General features: G+C 48.0%; 16 protein-coding genes, 6 tRNA genes, 1 pseudogene and 1 riboswitch. Of the genes and pseudogenes, 5 read left to right on the plus strand and 18 right to left on the minus strand.

Going from position 1 to position 14,568, the window contains the following annotated elements:
* Nucleotides 1-63: 63 nt before the first annotated feature.
* Nucleotides 64-239: riboswitch (cyclic di-AMP (ydaO/yuaA leader) on the minus strand.
* 172 nt (nucleotides 240-411) lie between these two features.
* The gene (locus ACWGOO_RS04115) at nucleotides 412-567 is read right to left on the minus strand and encodes a hypothetical protein (RefSeq protein ID WP_452481552.1); all 156 of its coding nucleotides are present in this window, start codon (nucleotides 565-567) and stop codon (nucleotides 412-414) included.
* A gap of 136 nt (nucleotides 568-703) precedes the next feature.
* Here ACWGOO_RS04115 and ACWGOO_RS04120 point away from each other — a divergent pair, with 136 nt between their 5' ends.
* Nucleotides 704-1,189: a glutathione peroxidase gene (locus ACWGOO_RS04120; RefSeq protein ID WP_452481553.1), complete on the plus strand. Its 486-nt coding sequence runs from the start codon at nucleotides 704-706 to the stop codon at nucleotides 1,187-1,189.
* A gap of 157 nt (nucleotides 1,190-1,346) precedes the next feature.
* Here the strand turns inward: ACWGOO_RS04120 and ACWGOO_RS04125 are convergent.
* Both ACWGOO_RS04125 and ACWGOO_RS04130 read right to left on the minus strand, forming a co-directional pair.
* Nucleotides 1,347-1,429, minus strand: a tRNA-Leu gene (locus ACWGOO_RS04125).
* Nucleotides 1,430-1,519: 90 nt separating this feature from the next.
* On the minus strand, nucleotides 1,520-1,816 hold the full coding sequence (locus tag ACWGOO_RS04130) for a hypothetical protein (RefSeq protein ID WP_452481554.1): 297 nt from the start codon (nucleotides 1,814-1,816) through the stop codon (nucleotides 1,520-1,522).
* Between the two features lie 196 nt (nucleotides 1,817-2,012).
* Between ACWGOO_RS04130 and ACWGOO_RS04135 the strand changes: the two genes are divergently transcribed.
* Nucleotides 2,013-2,234 carry a hypothetical protein gene (locus tag ACWGOO_RS04135; protein ID WP_025715646.1) on the plus strand — a complete coding sequence of 74 codons (222 nt, stop codon included), beginning with the start codon at nucleotides 2,013-2,015 and terminating at the stop codon, nucleotides 2,232-2,234.
* A 127-nt stretch (nucleotides 2,235-2,361) separates the two neighbouring features.
* Here the strand turns inward: ACWGOO_RS04135 and ACWGOO_RS04140 are convergent, their stop codons facing one another.
* From ACWGOO_RS04140 to ACWGOO_RS04165, 6 genes are all read right to left on the minus strand, one after another.
* On the minus strand, nucleotides 2,362-2,745 hold the full coding sequence (locus ACWGOO_RS04140; protein WP_452481555.1) for a helix-turn-helix domain-containing protein: 384 nt from the start codon (nucleotides 2,743-2,745) through the stop codon (nucleotides 2,362-2,364).
* Between the two features lie 107 nt (nucleotides 2,746-2,852).
* Complete coding sequence (locus tag ACWGOO_RS04145) at nucleotides 2,853-3,227, minus strand: helix-turn-helix domain-containing protein (protein ID WP_452481556.1); 375 nt, start codon at nucleotides 3,225-3,227, stop codon at nucleotides 2,853-2,855.
* 185 nt (nucleotides 3,228-3,412) lie between these two features.
* A complete protein-coding gene (locus tag ACWGOO_RS04150; RefSeq protein ID WP_452481557.1) occupies nucleotides 3,413-3,868 on the minus strand; it encodes a MarR family transcriptional regulator in 456 nt (151 codons plus the stop codon).
* A gap of 161 nt (nucleotides 3,869-4,029) precedes the next feature.
* Nucleotides 4,030-4,112 (minus strand) — tRNA-Leu (locus tag ACWGOO_RS04155).
* Nucleotides 4,113-4,127: 15 nt separating this feature from the next.
* Nucleotides 4,128-4,203: transfer RNA gene (locus tag ACWGOO_RS04160), tRNA-Lys, on the minus strand.
* Nucleotides 4,204-4,289: 86 nt separating this feature from the next.
* Nucleotides 4,290-4,361, minus strand: a tRNA-Glu gene (locus tag ACWGOO_RS04165).
* A gap of 242 nt (nucleotides 4,362-4,603) precedes the next feature.
* Here ACWGOO_RS04165 and ACWGOO_RS04170 point away from each other — a divergent pair.
* Complete coding sequence (locus tag ACWGOO_RS04170) at nucleotides 4,604-5,059, plus strand: HAD-IIB family hydrolase (protein WP_452481558.1); 456 nt, start codon at nucleotides 4,604-4,606, stop codon at nucleotides 5,057-5,059.
* A 94-nt stretch (nucleotides 5,060-5,153) separates the two neighbouring features.
* Here the strand turns inward: ACWGOO_RS04170 and ACWGOO_RS04175 are convergent.
* The 3 genes from ACWGOO_RS04175 to ACWGOO_RS04185 all read right to left on the minus strand — a co-directional run bounded on the left by ACWGOO_RS04175 (nucleotide 5,154) and on the right by ACWGOO_RS04185 (nucleotide 5,875).
* Nucleotides 5,154-5,242, minus strand: a tRNA-Ser gene (locus tag ACWGOO_RS04175).
* Between the two features lies 1 nt (nucleotide 5,243).
* A tRNA-Asn gene (locus tag ACWGOO_RS04180) sits at nucleotides 5,244-5,319 on the minus strand.
* A gap of 34 nt (nucleotides 5,320-5,353) precedes the next feature.
* Complete coding sequence (locus ACWGOO_RS04185; protein ID WP_452481559.1) at nucleotides 5,354-5,875, minus strand: SprT family protein; 522 nt, start codon at nucleotides 5,873-5,875, stop codon at nucleotides 5,354-5,356.
* A 161-nt stretch (nucleotides 5,876-6,036) separates the two neighbouring features.
* On the opposite strand from ACWGOO_RS04185, the gene cmpA reads away from it, so the two are divergent.
* On the plus strand, nucleotides 6,037-6,171 hold the full coding sequence (gene cmpA / locus ACWGOO_RS04190) for a cortex morphogenetic protein CmpA (RefSeq protein WP_452481560.1): 135 nt from the start codon (nucleotides 6,037-6,039) through the stop codon (nucleotides 6,169-6,171).
* Between the two features lie 104 nt (nucleotides 6,172-6,275).
* Here cmpA and ACWGOO_RS04195 read toward each other — a convergent pair whose 3' ends face one another.
* The 5 genes from ACWGOO_RS04195 to ACWGOO_RS04215 form a co-directional block, all read right to left on the minus strand.
* Entirely contained in the window at nucleotides 6,276-8,498 is a 2,223-nt protein-coding gene (locus ACWGOO_RS04195; RefSeq protein ID WP_452481603.1) for a Tex family protein, read from the minus strand.
* 180 nt (nucleotides 8,499-8,678) lie between these two features.
* Entirely contained in the window at nucleotides 8,679-9,029 is a 351-nt protein-coding gene (locus ACWGOO_RS04200) for a type II toxin-antitoxin system PemK/MazF family toxin (protein WP_007429335.1), read from the minus strand.
* A 6-nt stretch (nucleotides 9,030-9,035) separates the two neighbouring features.
* On the minus strand, nucleotides 9,036-9,317 hold the full coding sequence (locus tag ACWGOO_RS04205) for a CopG family ribbon-helix-helix protein (RefSeq protein WP_007429334.1): 282 nt from the start codon (nucleotides 9,315-9,317) through the stop codon (nucleotides 9,036-9,038).
* Nucleotides 9,318-9,611: 294 nt separating this feature from the next.
* Nucleotides 9,612-10,808 carry an alanine racemase gene (gene alr / locus ACWGOO_RS04210; RefSeq protein ID WP_452481561.1) on the minus strand — a complete coding sequence of 399 codons (1,197 nt, stop codon included), beginning with the start codon at nucleotides 10,806-10,808 and terminating at the stop codon, nucleotides 9,612-9,614.
* 263 nt (nucleotides 10,809-11,071) lie between these two features.
* The gene (locus ACWGOO_RS04215; RefSeq protein WP_452481562.1) at nucleotides 11,072-12,394 is read right to left on the minus strand and encodes a LolA family protein; all 1,323 of its coding nucleotides are present in this window, start codon (nucleotides 12,392-12,394) and stop codon (nucleotides 11,072-11,074) included.
* A gap of 183 nt (nucleotides 12,395-12,577) precedes the next feature.
* Between ACWGOO_RS04215 and ACWGOO_RS04220 the strand changes: the two are divergent.
* Nucleotides 12,578-12,685, plus strand: a pseudogene (locus ACWGOO_RS04220) (Crp/Fnr family transcriptional regulator); the annotation flags it as partial.
* Between the two features lie 5 nt (nucleotides 12,686-12,690).
* Here ACWGOO_RS04220 and ACWGOO_RS04225 read toward each other — a convergent pair.
* Complete coding sequence (locus ACWGOO_RS04225) at nucleotides 12,691-14,322, minus strand: formate--tetrahydrofolate ligase (RefSeq protein WP_452481563.1); 1,632 nt, start codon at nucleotides 14,320-14,322, stop codon at nucleotides 12,691-12,693.
* Between the last annotated feature and the right edge of the window lie 246 nt (nucleotides 14,323-14,568).

A 14,568-nucleotide genomic window follows, 5' to 3' on the forward strand; every position in this document is an offset into this window, starting at 1 on the left:
AGGCTTTCCTCCGGCTTCTTACATACCCATGATAAAATAAACCATGGCTGCACACGGCGGTTTGTTGCCTCTCCCTGTACGCTTACGAGGTTAGCTGTCGGATTCGGACGTGAGAGTCGCCCTATTTCTGGCACTTGGCCGGAAAATTCACCCCATGAGACACACGGACCTCTAAAAGCCGCATAGATCTCGTTTGGTTCCCCCGCTTTTGCAACTGCAAAATTCAGCGCTATAGACAATTCGTTGCTGCTTCATTCACTTCATTTGAAATTACGTCTGAATCATACACCCGCGCAAGGAATACTGTAAAGCTCACCTGCGGGGTTATAAATCCGCCTTTGGAGCATAAGAGATTAATTATAGCGCTTACAACATAAATATCCTTCTCCCAGCTCCTTCAAGCTCGGTTTTTCATCTCTTTTCAAAAATATCAGGCATGTCAATATTGGCGTATGGAGAGCATTTTTTGTCCTTTTTTTGTAAAAGAGAAAGAAAAACTGCTGTATGCACCTGATAAGCGCCGATTGAGCCTGTTTTTACGATGAGAAACAACGCAATTCGCCCCATTTGCAGTGCAATTTTCCGTTTTGGACAAAATACGATTTTACAGTTGCAGACGTCGCATTACATCTATTATAGACTTGCAAACCTTCGTTAAATTTCTTACAATTTAATTGTAGAAAACCAAATCAGGAGGGAAACCATGACCGTTTATGAATATGATGCACAAACTCTGCAAGGGAAAGAGATTCCGTTGTCCATATATGATGGTAAAGTTCTGCTCATCGTGAATACAGCCAGCAAATGCGGGCTAACCCCCCAATACAAGGCGCTACAAGAACTATATGACCAATACCATGAGCAGGGTCTTGAAATCCTGGGGTTTCCCAGCAATCAGTTTGCCAAGCAAGAGCCGGGTTCCAGCGAGGACATTTCGGAGTTTTGCCAAATCAACTATGGAGTTACATTTCCGATGTTTGCCAAAATAGATGTCAATGGCGATCAGGCGCACCCTTTATTCCGCTACCTCACCCAAACAGCTCCAGGCATATTCGGCTCCAAAGCGATCAAATGGAATTTTACTAAATTTTTGATTACACGCGAAGGGAACGTATTTAAGCGCTATGCCCCACAGACAACTCCGGATAAACTGGCGGGGGATATTGAGAAGCTCTTGCAGCAAAGCTGATAGGCCACTTCATCACCGTTCACAAGCAGCCAATCCAGGCGGCTGCTCCTGTGGCTAGGAAAAAGGGATATTTTAGTGCAGCTTATATAACAAAAAAAAGCATCCAATCACGTTAAAAACGTGTCAGAATGCTTTTTTAACTGTGTCTTGCATGTAATGCGGTCGAGAGGACTCGAACCTCCACGAGCGTACGCCCACTACCCCCTCAAGATAGCGTGTCTGCCATTCCACCACGACCGCAAATTCTAATGTTTCGAGGCAACAGGTTTATTATACTCCCTTGTATTCTATTTGTAAACATAAATACAATAAATATTTTAAATGAGCCGTTTAACCTGTCTGCAAGACCTGGAACACTATGTACGTACCGATCTGCATCCTCAGCTCACATCCCTCGATGGCATGGCTATCAAAAACCTTTATATCGTTGTTCAGCCACCCTATATGAGCAGCAACCGCCAGCGCGGGTGAAATTAACTGATTTCTTCGTCCTGCCCCATTACACGCCTCCAGCATCCCCCTGATGCCTGTTTTCACCCTTCCAGCACCAACGCCAAAAGCACTCCCACCACTTTCTTCAGTGACAGAGTGCTTTTTTATCCAGAATACAACTGCAATTTCGTACAATTAACAGGCTCCCGATGGATTATTCAGACCATCCATCACTTTAATAAGTAATATTTTTATCCAAATTACGTATTTAAGATTGTAAAAACACGTATAAACGTGTATCATAGTTTCAGATGGTTAATTATAACATGTTTACTGATGATTATTATAACACACCAATTATTCCGCAAGAATCCGTAAGGGGCGATTTCACTTGAACAACAAAATGCCTGTTACCTCCTTCGGGTGGGCCATCAAACAAAGGCTTGTCGAACTTCGGCTGGATCAGAAAACATTTTGTGAAACGCATAATATCCCGCCTTCACGCTTGTCCAATCTGATTCACGGCACCCGCAAAGCACAAAGGCACAGAAAACAAGTTGCTGCAATCCTCAACATCGACGATAACGATTATAAGGAGGCACCACCACTCTGAAACCAACGATGTGAGCGTCCCCCAAGTATACGGCACGCTATAACGTCGGCAAACCAAATAAACTCGTCAATCGAACCCACCGGTCCGTTTTACGGGTTTTTAACCTGAGTGATCTTTAGCGAGAAGATCATTCAGGCTGTGTTTTGTCATTCTCACCTTTTTGCTTACGATATTTCGCAAATTCCACATATTCTAATATGAAATTCTGTTCTTCTGTATCCAGGTCCTCTGCCTGGTAATTCAATGGCCCCATCACTCCAAAAAAATAAGCAGCCTTCTGCTCCTGAAGTACGCCCTCACCTGGCTTGACGCCTTTCATTAACCAATCCAGCGATACATTAAAAAAGTCCGAAATCTGGATTAAATGCATCGTTCCCGGCGTTGTTTTGCCTCTTCTCCAGTCCCCAAGATTCCCCGAGCTGATTTTGAGCTTTTCACAAAACGCCTTCTTCGTCATTCCCCTATCCTTAATCAAGGCTTCAATTCGCTGATAAATCGTTTGGTCTCCCAAAATTATCCCCCTCCGACACCCTAACTTTTCTTGAGCTATCCCCAAAATTCCAACCAACATTACAACCATACTTATTCGGTAATCATCACTTTAATAGCTGCACTCGTTTATTCCGTAGTTGAATTTTCCTGCTTTTTCTCTTTACGGAAGCGGGTAAATTCAATATACTCAAATATAAAATCCTTTTCTGTTTTACTAAGCTGCTCTCCCTGGCAATTCAGTTGCCCATATGCATCAAAAAAATAAGGGTCCTTCGACTCCCTCAGCACCTCACCCTGTACATCCCGCCCCAACATGATCCAGTCCAGACTGGCATCAAAAAACGAAGCGATTTCAATGAGCTTATTCGTGCCCGGTGTCGTCTTGCCTCTCTTCCAATCACCAAAATTCCCTGTACTAATACCCAACTGCTTGCAGAACGCCTTTTTCGTCATTCCCCGTTCCTTGATAAGCTCCTCAATTCGTTGGTAAATAGATTGCATAGAAGTCCCTTCCTCCCTAGCAGGCTCTCCAATAACGATATCATGTTTCCTGTTTCCATTTCAAAGATCACGTATGTTAAAATTCCCGAATTATGTATGTTGGTTTTCATTATACCACAATATGCAACAAAAACCGCCTGTTTTCCGAAGAAAACGGCGGCCCTCCGTCAGTTTGCTTACATCAATTACGTAGTAGCGTTGTCGATTTTAAGAAAAATCCGCTTTAATTCGTTCAAAGTATCACTCAAGTGCAATAAATCCTCTTCCGACAGAAGCACCAGTCTTTCTTGAATTTTACCGGAAAAGGTATTGAACACCTGCTCACAAAAAGCATCGCCCTCTTGTGTAATCGCCACATTCACGACTCTGCGATCCGAGTCACACGACTGGCGATCGGCCAACCCATGCTCCACCAGCTTGTCCAAAAGAGGGGTCATGTTCGGACGCGAGACATTAAGCTGTTTGGATAGATCAGATACCGTAGACAAGCGCACCTCCCGCAGAAGCATTAATACCTGAAAGTTGTTAGGCGACAAATGTAAAGGAATATTGAGCGTGCCGAAGGTGAAAAATTTCTTCCTCACAATCGGAAACAAACCCAAAATATTTTCTGATATATCTCCCAACAGTTGAGCGTCCATATTTTTCACCGTCACTTCATCAGTTTATACTTATCATTCTATAACATTATGGCATTAGATTATACTATGGAATCATTATTTCATAAGTATGGCTACTTTATTCTTCATTACACAAATAAAAAAGCCTCTACCGTGAGAGACTTTTCCGTTCATTCCATTTATGCGGTCGAGAGGACTCGAACCTCCACGAGCATACGCTCACTACCCCCTCAAGATAGCGTGTCTGCCATTCCACCACGACCGCATAATAAAATATAAATGGTGAGCCATGAAGGACTCGAACCTTCGACACCCTGATTAAAAGTCAGGTGCTCTACCAACTGAGCTAATGGCTCGTGCTGTTCATCCAAGTTGTCTGCCATCAGATCAGACCTCAAGAATTTCCCTTAAGCATGCAACATGAAGTCCATAAAGACAACAATGACCCGTAGGGGAATCGAACCCCTGTTACCTCCGTGAAAGGGAGGTGTCTTAACCGCTTGACCAACGGGCCGCATTTTCACACCAACTTGGCGACAAGAAAGAGTATATCAAATAGAAGAATGAATGACAATACTTATTTTAAAAAATTTAAAATAAGTTGTTTACCGAGAATTACAATGCATTTTTACTTACGTAAATTTGCTTTATTCACGCCCGCCGGGATCTGGTAAAGCTAGAGGAGCACCGTTTTGTCTACGGTTCTTCGGGGGCATTTCTGTCCATGGATTGAGCATTAATCATGAAGAGGACGGTATGCTCAAGCACCAAATGATGAAACAGGCCGGGCATACCCGTATCCCCTCATATGAAGACATTCCGCTGGATGTAGAGATTTATAACGTGCTGTGCTTCTCCTTTGATCAAGCCAAATTGAACCGGGGACGCGAGCGTTATCGGGAATTCCCCGGCCTGAACATGGTCATTTCCTTAGACCGTAACTTTGAAGTGGAGCATAAGGATGCCTCCAAAGGAAACGCACTGCGTTATCTTGCAGATCATCTGGGTATTTCCATGGAGGAGGCCGCAACTGTAGGAGACAGCTATAATGATATTCCGATGCTGACGATGGCGGGTAAGGGCATCGCTATGGGCAATGCAAAAGAAGACATCAATGCCGTCTGCTCTGAAGTTACCCTGACCAATGTAGAGAATGGCCTAGCTCATACTCCTCTAAATATACTGGTTAGACTCCCGAAGCCGACCTTGTAAACTGAAAATCCACAGGCTTTCATAGACAAAAAAGAACGCTCGCAAGCATCATTCCGATGCATACAAGCGTCCTTTTTCTGATCTGAAAAATCAACGGAGAGAGAGGGATTCGAACCCTCGCACCGCTTTCGCAGTCTAACCCCTTAGCAGAGGGTCCCCTTATAGCCACTTGGGTATCTCTCCATGGCTCCCCGAACAGGACTCGAACCTGTGACAACTCGATTAACAGTCGAGTGCTCTACCAACTGAGCTATCAGGGAACATTGCTGTAAATCGTCATACAGTACGTTTAATTTACCATGATTCAGGGGGTGCGTCAAGTGCCAGTAGATGAAGTTTGCCTCCGCATTTGCCGCAGCGGTAACGCTGGGGGTTCATTTTACGCTTCCGCAGGTATTCCTGACTACAGGAGGCGCACACCAGCTTGTAGCGATAGGGCTGCGGCCTTCGTTCCGCTCTCCCCGGCAGAGTTTGGCAATGCCTACTCCCTCCTACACGGGCCAGCCATGCTTTAAAATCCGCATCTCGGTGCTGGTAGCCCATCCCGCGCAAATGCAAATGATAATGGCACAGTTCATGCTTAATAATTTTTTCCACCTCGGACCGCCCGTTGGCTGCAAGCTGATGCGGATTAATCTCAATATGATGGCTTTTCATAAAATATCGACCGCCTGTGGAAGACAGACGCGAATTAAAGCTGGCACGATGGCGAAACGGTACGCCAAAACTCTCCATTGAAATGTGCTCCACCCATTCCTGAAGCTCTTCATCGCTCATGGAATGGTTCATCGAATTGCTAAGGGACTTGGGCTCCATCCTTACACGTTCTCCTCCTTTGCTCCATACCGCCAAGCATATTACAAAATAACGTCCAAAGTCTAACCCTCAATTCATAAGCCATCCAATTGATAAGCACACTTTAGGCACCCACCCCATATGCTAAACATACAAATGTTAACGCAGAGGAGGAGATTGGCTTGCCTCAATGGCTCAACAACCAGCTTATGCGGGCCTTTTACAAAAAGGACCGGCGCCAGATTAAACTGTTGAATGACTGTTGGTTTTTTTATCATAAAGCACCGGGTGTGGAGTTTGATGCCAACAATGGGTAGAAGTTCAGGGCAGTAAAAAAATGAAAGCCGGAATCTCCGAAGTGGTTCGGAGATTCCGGCTTTTGTTATACCCTAATAAAGCGGTTATACGGATTTTTAGAGTTTTATACCTGCGATTGCACTTCTGCCGGAGCTTTCATCGTCAGACCGACTCTGCCTTTTTTCAAGTCTACATTCAGCACCCACACGGTCACGTTATCACCAACGGATACGACATCCATCGGATGCTTGACGAAGCCGCTGCGTAGCTGCGAAATATGAACCAATCCGTCACTCTTGATGCCGATATCGACAAATGCGCCGAAATCAATCACATTGCGGACGGTTCCCTGAAGCTCCATGCCCGGTGCCAGATCCTCGATCTTGAGCACATCCTTGCGGAATACAGGCAACGGCAGCTCGTCACGTGGGTCACGGCCCGGACGCTGGAGGCTGTCCAGAATATCCTTCAATGTCGGCACGCCGACTTCCAGCTTCGCCGCCAGTTCGTCAATGTTGGACACGTTCAGCGCTTCCGTCGCAGCCTTGGTGCCCAGATCGTGGGCGCTGATGCCCAGTTCAGCCAACAAACGGTCTACGACAGCATACGATTCAGGGTGAATCGGCGTGCGGTCCAGCGGATTTTCTCCACCTGGTATACGGATAAAGCCAACCGATTGCTCGTAGGTTTTCGCGCCAAGACGCGGTACCTTTTGCAACTGACGACGGTTGTTAAATTTGCCGTTTTCCTCACGGTATTTCACGATATTTTTGGCAATTGTCGCGTTAATGCCCGCTACATAGGACAGCAATGCCGAGGAAGCAGTATTCACATCCACACCGACATGGTTAACTGCCGATTCTACAACATCCTTCAAGCTTTCATCCAGATGCTTCTGTGACACATCATGTTGGTACTGGCCTACGCCAATGGCCTTCGGCTCAATCTTGACCAACTCAGCCAACGGGTCCTGTACACGACGTGCAATGGATGCCGCGCTGCGCTCAGCCACGTCCAGATCCGGGAATTCCTCCTGCGCCAGCTTAGAGGCCGAGTAAACGCTCGCGCCTGCCTCATTGACGATCAGGTACGCCAGGCTGCTGTCACCAATGTCTGCGATGACTTCAGCCACGAATTGCTCTGTTTCACGCGAAGCCGTTCCGTTACCGATGACGATCAGCTCAATGCTATATTGGGCAATGAGCTGCTTGAATTTCTCGGCAGCCTCACGCTTCTTGTTGTTCGGTGGTGTCGGATACGTCACTGCCACTTCCAGCAGCTTGCCTGTATCATCTACAACCGCCAGCTTGCAGCCTGTCCGATACGCCGGATCGACACCGAGCACACGGCGGCCCTTGATTGGGGCCTGTAACAGCAGGCTACGCAAATTGCCCGCAAAGATAGAGATGGCCTGCAGCTCGCCCTTCTCCGTCATTTCAGCGCGCACCTCACGCTCAATAGAGGGTGCGATGAGCCTTTTATACGCATCCTCAATGACGCTGCGCAGCAGCTCTTCCACGACGGATGAGCCTTTAATCACTTGACCTGCGACGTAATTGTGAATTGAATCAGGCGCTACCTCCAGCCCGACCTTGAGAATGCCTTCACGCTCTCCGCGATTAATTGCCAAAATGCGATGAGGCGGCATTTTCTTAGCCAGCTCACGATAGCTGTAGTAATTCTCGTAGACAGACTCTTGCTCTGCATCCTTCGCTTCGGAGGTAAGCATGCCATGATCCAGTGTATAACGGCGTACCCACTGGCGAATACCCGCGTCGTCCGCTATATTTTCCGCCAAAATGTCCAAAGCTCCCTGAATAGCCGCTTCGGCGCTTTCAACTCCCAGCTCTGCATTTACATAGGACTCAGCTTCTTTCAGAGCATCGCCCTGCTTCGGCTGACTCCAGATCCAGATGGACAGCGGCTCCAGCCCCCGTTCCTTCGCCACACTCGCGCGGGTTTTGCGCTTTTGCCGATATGGACGGTACAGATCCTCCACTTCCTGAAGCTTAACCGCAGAAGTGATGGCAGCCTGAAGGTCTTCTGTCAGCTTGCCCTGCTCATCAATAATGCGAATGACCTCTACCTTACGGTCCTCCAAATTACGTAAATACAGCACACGATCCTCAATTTCACGCAGCTGATTTTCATCCAGTTCCCCTGTCATTTCCTTACGGTATCGCGCGATAAAAGGAATCGTATTCCCTTCATCCAGCAAACTGATCGTCGTCCGGATTTGCTTGAGTGCCAGCGACAGCTCTCTCGCCACTTGTTTGACAATCCGCTCCTGGCGTTCTGCTTCGTTCGGCTCCTGCCGGATTTCCGTTTTCGTTTCCTCGTTAGACAAAGCTATCCCTTCTTCCTTACAACTCTTGTCTTTCATCATGTCTTTCATTATCACAAAAAAAGAATCAAAGCGCCAGCACGTAACGATGAAGCCAGGCCCAGCCTGCGTTTTTCATCGGACACGCAAAAGGACAGCGCTCACGCGCTGCCCTTTTCCCGTTTCACTCGTCGTTCCAAAATGCTAAAAATCAATCAAACCAAGACTGATTTGTAGCGAATCGCTCACTTTGCGCATGGTTTCTTCATCCAAATGGGTGATTTTGTCGGTAAGCCTTTGCTTGTCGATCGTCCGAATTTGCTCCAGAAGAACGACAGAATCACGATCAAAGCCATGCGTCGCCGCGTCGATTTCCACATGTGTGGGCAGCTTCGCCTTTTGAATCTGGGCGGTGATGGCTGCCACGATCACGGTGGGACTGAACCGGTTGCCGATATCATTTTGAATGATCAGCACAGGCCTGACGCCACCTTGCTCGGAACCGACTACGGGTGAAAGGTCTGCAAAAAAAACGTCGCCGCGCTTTACGATCAATATGGATTACACCCCGCTAACTGTACGGCCCAAGGTGCTGTTTGCATCTTCCTCCGCATGAAAGGCTTCGGAGGCCATGGTCAAGTTAATTTTAGCCATCTCCATATAACCACGCTGCATGGCTTCACGAATGTAACGTTTCTTACGTTCGCCCACATACAGCTTCATGGCCTGCCTGATAAATTCACTGCGGTTGGAATTTTCCATGGCTACGATCCCATCCACTTCCTGCAAGAGATGATCCGGCAAACTGATCATTATTCTTTTGGTGTTCTGCAAATTGGCCAACTTCTCTTCCACCCCCAAAACCTTGTCGCCATTGTACCATTATAACGTTATTCCCGGTAATTTATTCAAACGGAATACAAGAGAATGTATATGATATTCGTATATCATCTATGCTGCATTCCATTATAAACTACGCAGTTCGTTTTCGTATAGGCGCTTGATCCTCGAAATACAAGTGTCAGCGGAGCCTGATGCGTCGATTTGACAGTTACAGCGCTCTTTTCTTTCCTTTGTACATATTTCGGGACATTCTGCGAAAACTCCTGCTTTTATCCGGTCATTTGCGTCATGAAATTAATCCCAGCGGGTTGGAAGAAGCGAATTCACTCGAACGACAGGAATATTTCCCCGTGTATATACACGCGGTACCCTGTGTGCGATCATGCAGATCACCTCATAGTGGATGGTATCCAGCTTGGATGCCAGCTCATCCGCAGCAATCGTTTCGCCGGACTGCTGGCCGATGAGAACAACCTCTTCGCCGATTTGAATTTCTTCCGCATCCTCTGCGAAAGATTGTAAGGATACCATACACTGGTCCATGCAAATGGTGCCGAGCACCGGGACGCGGCGGCCGCGTATCAACACTTCGATGTTCCCACTCAGCATGCGGGAGTATCCATCCGCGTAACCAATCGGCAGTGTGCCAATTCGTTCTTCCTCAGTGGTCACGTACCGGGTGCCGTAGCTAACCCCCCAGCCGGGAGGGAGCGTCTTGGTGTAAACCACTGCCGTCTTTAATGACAATACAGGCAGCAGCTCAATGGCTTGCCGGTTAACCTCATCAGATGGATACAGGCCGTAAATACTGATGCCAATCCGCACCATATTGGGGGAAAGTGCAGGGGTATCAATGGTGGCCGCGCTGTTGCCCGTATGTATAATGGGAATGGTGATGCCTTGTTCCCTTAGCGCTTCCGCCACGCCCTGGAACCGATTATACTGTTGCAGTGTATAGCTTTTGTCTTGTTCATCCGCGCGGGCAAAATGGGTGTACATGCCTTCCAGCAGCACTTGCTCCAACCGGTGAATCTGCCGAACAAAGGCAACCGCCTCTTCTCCAGGCAGCAGGCCTAGTCGTCCCATGCCGCTGTCTATTTTGATGTGCGCCTTCAGCTTGCGTTCGCTTCCTTTGCGGTCCAGTCTACGGATACCCTCCAGCACTTCTTCATCGAACACAGTCAGTGTAATATCATGCTCCCAAGCCGTCTGCACAGCTTCGGGCAGGGTATATCCGAGTACAAGGATAGGCAGTCTGATCCCCGCCTGCCGAAGCTCCAGCGCTTCGTCCAGAAAAGCGACGCTCAAGTAATCCGCACCAAGGCGTTCCAATTCCTTGGATATTTCCACGGCACCGTGTCCGTAGGCGTTAGCCTTGACACAAGCCAGCAACAGCTTATCCGCTGGCAATGCCTTACGAAAAGCCTCATAGTTGGCGCCAAGGTGATCCAGGTTGATTTCGGCCCGGGTCGATCTATATTGTGCTTGCAAAATCCAGTCACCTTCTTCAATTGTTAGCCTGTAACATAACCTTTTACCATGCGGAATGTGGCAGTCCTTACTTCCAAAGGTTAATGGTAATGTTCAGAAACGTGGCTGTCAATGGCAGATGGCGTTTACCAGCATCCTCCACAAAGAACATGACTCCCAAGCGAGAGGTACACACACCCCTAGACCTCGAATGAACAAAAGACGGATACGGGCGGAAGCAGAGCAAAATACACTCTAAACCGTCTGCATCCGTCTATAAAGTTTTATTTACCCGATTGATCCTGTATAGAAGCGGCAATTTGTATCATTTTGCTCACAGGCAGGTCAGCACTGGTAATTCGGAACTCTATACCGTCATTCATCCAGGTCATCGTCTGCTGCTCGCTGCCCGTCAGAACGGCAAAGCTCCCTCCAATATCGACCAGTTCACCTGCGGCCAGCGATACCGCCCGATCTTTCGGACGCGCCTCCACAATCGTATAGTTATACGTTCCACTATACCGCAGCATCACCGCATGTGTACCATTATCCTCCAGCTCCGGTGTATCCTTGATCTGTACCCCGGCCGGCGTATAGGACGGTTCAATCAAGCCGAACTCACCCATCACAGCTTCAGCAGCATCCGTGCCTGCCGATGTCCCCGTTGCTGCATCAGACGCACCCGGAGCTTGCTGTTGTGCCTCTGTGTTGCCCGCTGTATCCGGCTTGGCCTTCGTATCCGTGCTGCCCGTCGCGTCCGCGCTATCCGGTTTTGACGTATCGCCTGTGGTAGCTCCATCCACCGACGCTTCTCCTGACGGCTGCTGTACCTTCTCTCCTGCTGTTCCCTGCTCTTGTCCGGGTTCGCTGGACGTCACACCTGTCATACCATCAATCATACCGAAAGAATCAAGCTGCCCACTGGAATTCACTGCTCCGGCTGCAGGCGCTCCTTCACTTCCCTTGCCTGTTTTTCCAGAAGCCATATTGCGCTCCATATCAAAAGAGTCCTTATCGAACTTCGTATCAAACGCAAATTGATTGAATTTCAGATCCACAACTACCTTGGCGTTCGCATCAGATACCTGTACCTGCGTTGGTGCATAGTTATTTTTGGACAGCCATATTTTTTGTCTTACCAGCGCGTGGCTGTTGTAGCTCGCCGCCACATCGAACACATAGGATTTATCGTCCGAAGCCAGTTGACGTGAGGCATCACCGATAATACTGCGAACCAGGGTTTCATATAAATACACCTGGCCCTGGTTGTTCGGCCAATCGCTTTTGAAGCGGAAGCTCTTGTTCAGACTAGGCGTCAATACGAATACACCCTCATCATTGCGTAACACGATCTGAGTAACGTCCTTTTTCTCGTTCGTCATGGCAATTCGGTAATAAGAAGGTTTGCGGTAGGAAATGTCCACCTTGTACTCCTGCGACGTGTCGCCGGTATGCAGCGTCATCAAAGCTGTACCGTGGTAGCTGTTCAGGTCGCTCACCACATCACTCAAATCTTTAACCACATCGTCCGCGCTCTTCTTGCCGCACCCCGCCAGCAGCAGCATTACACACATGACCATGGCAAGCATCCATGAAATCCGGCGCATATCATCAACCCCTTCAGCACATGTTTTAAATGAATTAGTACATGTCTATGAAGGAATTGTTCGATTTATGCAGACTGGCATGACAAGCTTATACGTATCTATTGCATTTCCCCCATCAACTCGATTACTTTATTAACGATTAGATCTTCTTCGTGACTAACCTTTTCTGTGCAGGATCACAAATTTAATAATGAGCTATTAAAGCATCTTTCTTATAAGCTCCTGACCTGTACAACTGCTTCACAAATAAATCTATTAGCTTCTGTAGAAAAACGTTTGGCAAGCTATCTATTATACTACATCAAGCCCTGAATGCTCCCATCCGGCTCCAGCGACATATGCTCGGCTGCCGGGATTTTAGGCAGACCGGGCATGGTCATTGCGTTGCCCGTTTCCACGACCACAAAGCCTGCTCCTGCGGACAATGACACTCTGGACACGTGGATCGTAAAGCCCTCCGGTGCGCCTAGCAGAGACGGCTGATCTGAAAAAGAATACGGCGTTTTGGCCATGCATACAGGCAGTTGTCCAAACCCAAGCTGCTCCATACCGGACAATGCCCGTTTAGCCGCAGGAGTATATACTACCTCTGCCGCGCCATAAAGCTCCTTCGCAATGACACTAATTTTCGCTTGCAAATCAAGCGCATGATCATATAATGGTGCAAAATGGGCTTTACCCTCTTCTAGCAGATTCAGCAGGCTTTGGGCCAATTTTTCTCCCCCTTGGCTTCCCTGTGCCCACACCTGAGATAGCTCTGCGGATACACCCAGCTTGCGGCATTCCACGAAAATCAGTTCCAATTCGGCTTCGCTGTCCGTTACAAAATGGTTGATCGCTACCAGTACAGGCACGCCGAATTTTTGCAAATTCCGTACATGCCGATTCATATTGGCTAATCCAAGCTGTAATGGCTCCAGATTTTCCGCGTCCAGCTCATTTTTATCTACACCACCGTTATATTTCAACGCTTTGGCAGTTACGACCAACACAGCCACATCCGGCTGCAAACCGGACTGACGGCATTTGATATCAAAAAACTTTTCTGCCCCCAGCTCAGCCCCGAACCCGGCCTCCGTCACAACCACCTCTCCCAGCTTTAGAGCCAGCTTCGTACCGATCAGACTGCTGCATCCGTGCGCAATATTGGCAAAAGGACCACCATGCACAATGACGGGTGTTCCCTCCAGCGTTTGCACCAGATTCGGCTTTAACGCATCCCGAAGCAGCACAGCCATACCTTCCACTGCTTGCAAATCCTCGGCCGTCACCGTTTCGCCCGCTTCATTATATCCGATGACCATCCGGCCCAAGCGTACTTTAAGATCAACGATATCTTCACTCAGGCACAATACCGCCATCACTTCCGAGGCCGAGGTAATCAGAAAGCCGCTTTCTCTCACAGCTCCATTGTCTGTTCCCAATCCGGTTACTATACTTCGCAAACTCCGGTCATTCATATCTACAGCCCGTTTCCACATGATTCGTTCCGGCTTCAAGCACAAAGCATTGCCATGAAACAAATGATTATCAATCATCGCTGCCAGCAAATTATGCGCCGCCGAAATCGCGTGAATATCGCCTGTAAAATGCAGATTAATATCTTCGGCCGGAACAATCTGGGCTTGCCCTCCCCCGGTTGCTCCCCCTTTCATGCCAAAGCAGGGGCCGAGTGACGGCTCCCGCAGTGCAGCTACAGTCTTGTGTCCCAGCGCATTCAGCGCCTGCGACAGCCCGATGGTCGTTAGCGTTTTTCCTTCTCCCACCGGAGTCGGATTCATTGCCGTGACCAGCACCAGCTTTCCGTTCGGACGATCCTTCACCTGCTCCCACAGGGACGGATTCAGCTTCGCTTTATATTTTCCATACGTCTCCAGATGCTCTTCTTCAATTCCTGCCTCTTTGGCTATCTCAATAATCGGTTTCATAATTCGTTATGTACCCCCTGTTTTTAAGTCTGACCGATGGTGTAAAATACTGTATCGTTTTATTTTACCAAAGTATGCCGCTTTTTGCGCTATGATTCATTTCATCGCAAATGTTGTTATCATATTGAGTTGTAAAAAAAAGAGCATCCCCCGCCCAGATGGACTTTGGTGGATACTCTTTGGGCACTTCTGTTTAACGTTTAGAACTACATTAGATTATATAGTATAGAGGGAATAAATGGAGCC

This window comes from Paenibacillus sp. NPDC055715 (assembly GCF_053617595.1).

Bases quoted from the DNA above. Each gene is read 5' to 3' on its own strand.
- ACWGOO_RS04115 (WP_452481552.1), bottom strand. From the start codon at position 567: ATGGGGCGAATTGCGTTGTTTCTCATCGTAAAAACAGGCTCAATCGGC.
- ACWGOO_RS04120 (WP_452481553.1), top strand. From the start codon at position 704: ATGACCGTTTATGAATATGATGCACAAACTCTGCAAGGGAAAGAGATT.
- ACWGOO_RS04145 (WP_452481556.1), bottom strand. From the start codon at position 3,227: ATGCAATCTATTTACCAACGAATTGAGGAGCTTATCAAGGAACGGGGA.
- ACWGOO_RS04150 (WP_452481557.1), bottom strand. From the start codon at position 3,868: ATGGACGCTCAACTGTTGGGAGATATATCAGAAAATATTTTGGGTTTG.
- ACWGOO_RS04170 (WP_452481558.1), top strand. From the start codon at position 4,604: ATGCTCAAGCACCAAATGATGAAACAGGCCGGGCATACCCGTATCCCC.
- ACWGOO_RS04185 (WP_452481559.1), bottom strand. From the start codon at position 5,875: ATGGAGCCCAAGTCCCTTAGCAATTCGATGAACCATTCCATGAGCGAT.
- ACWGOO_RS04215 (WP_452481562.1), bottom strand. From the start codon at position 12,394: ATGCGCCGGATTTCATGGATGCTTGCCATGGTCATGTGTGTAATGCTG.
- ACWGOO_RS04225 (WP_452481563.1), bottom strand. From the start codon at position 14,322: ATGAAACCGATTATTGAGATAGCCAAAGAGGCAGGAATTGAAGAAGAG.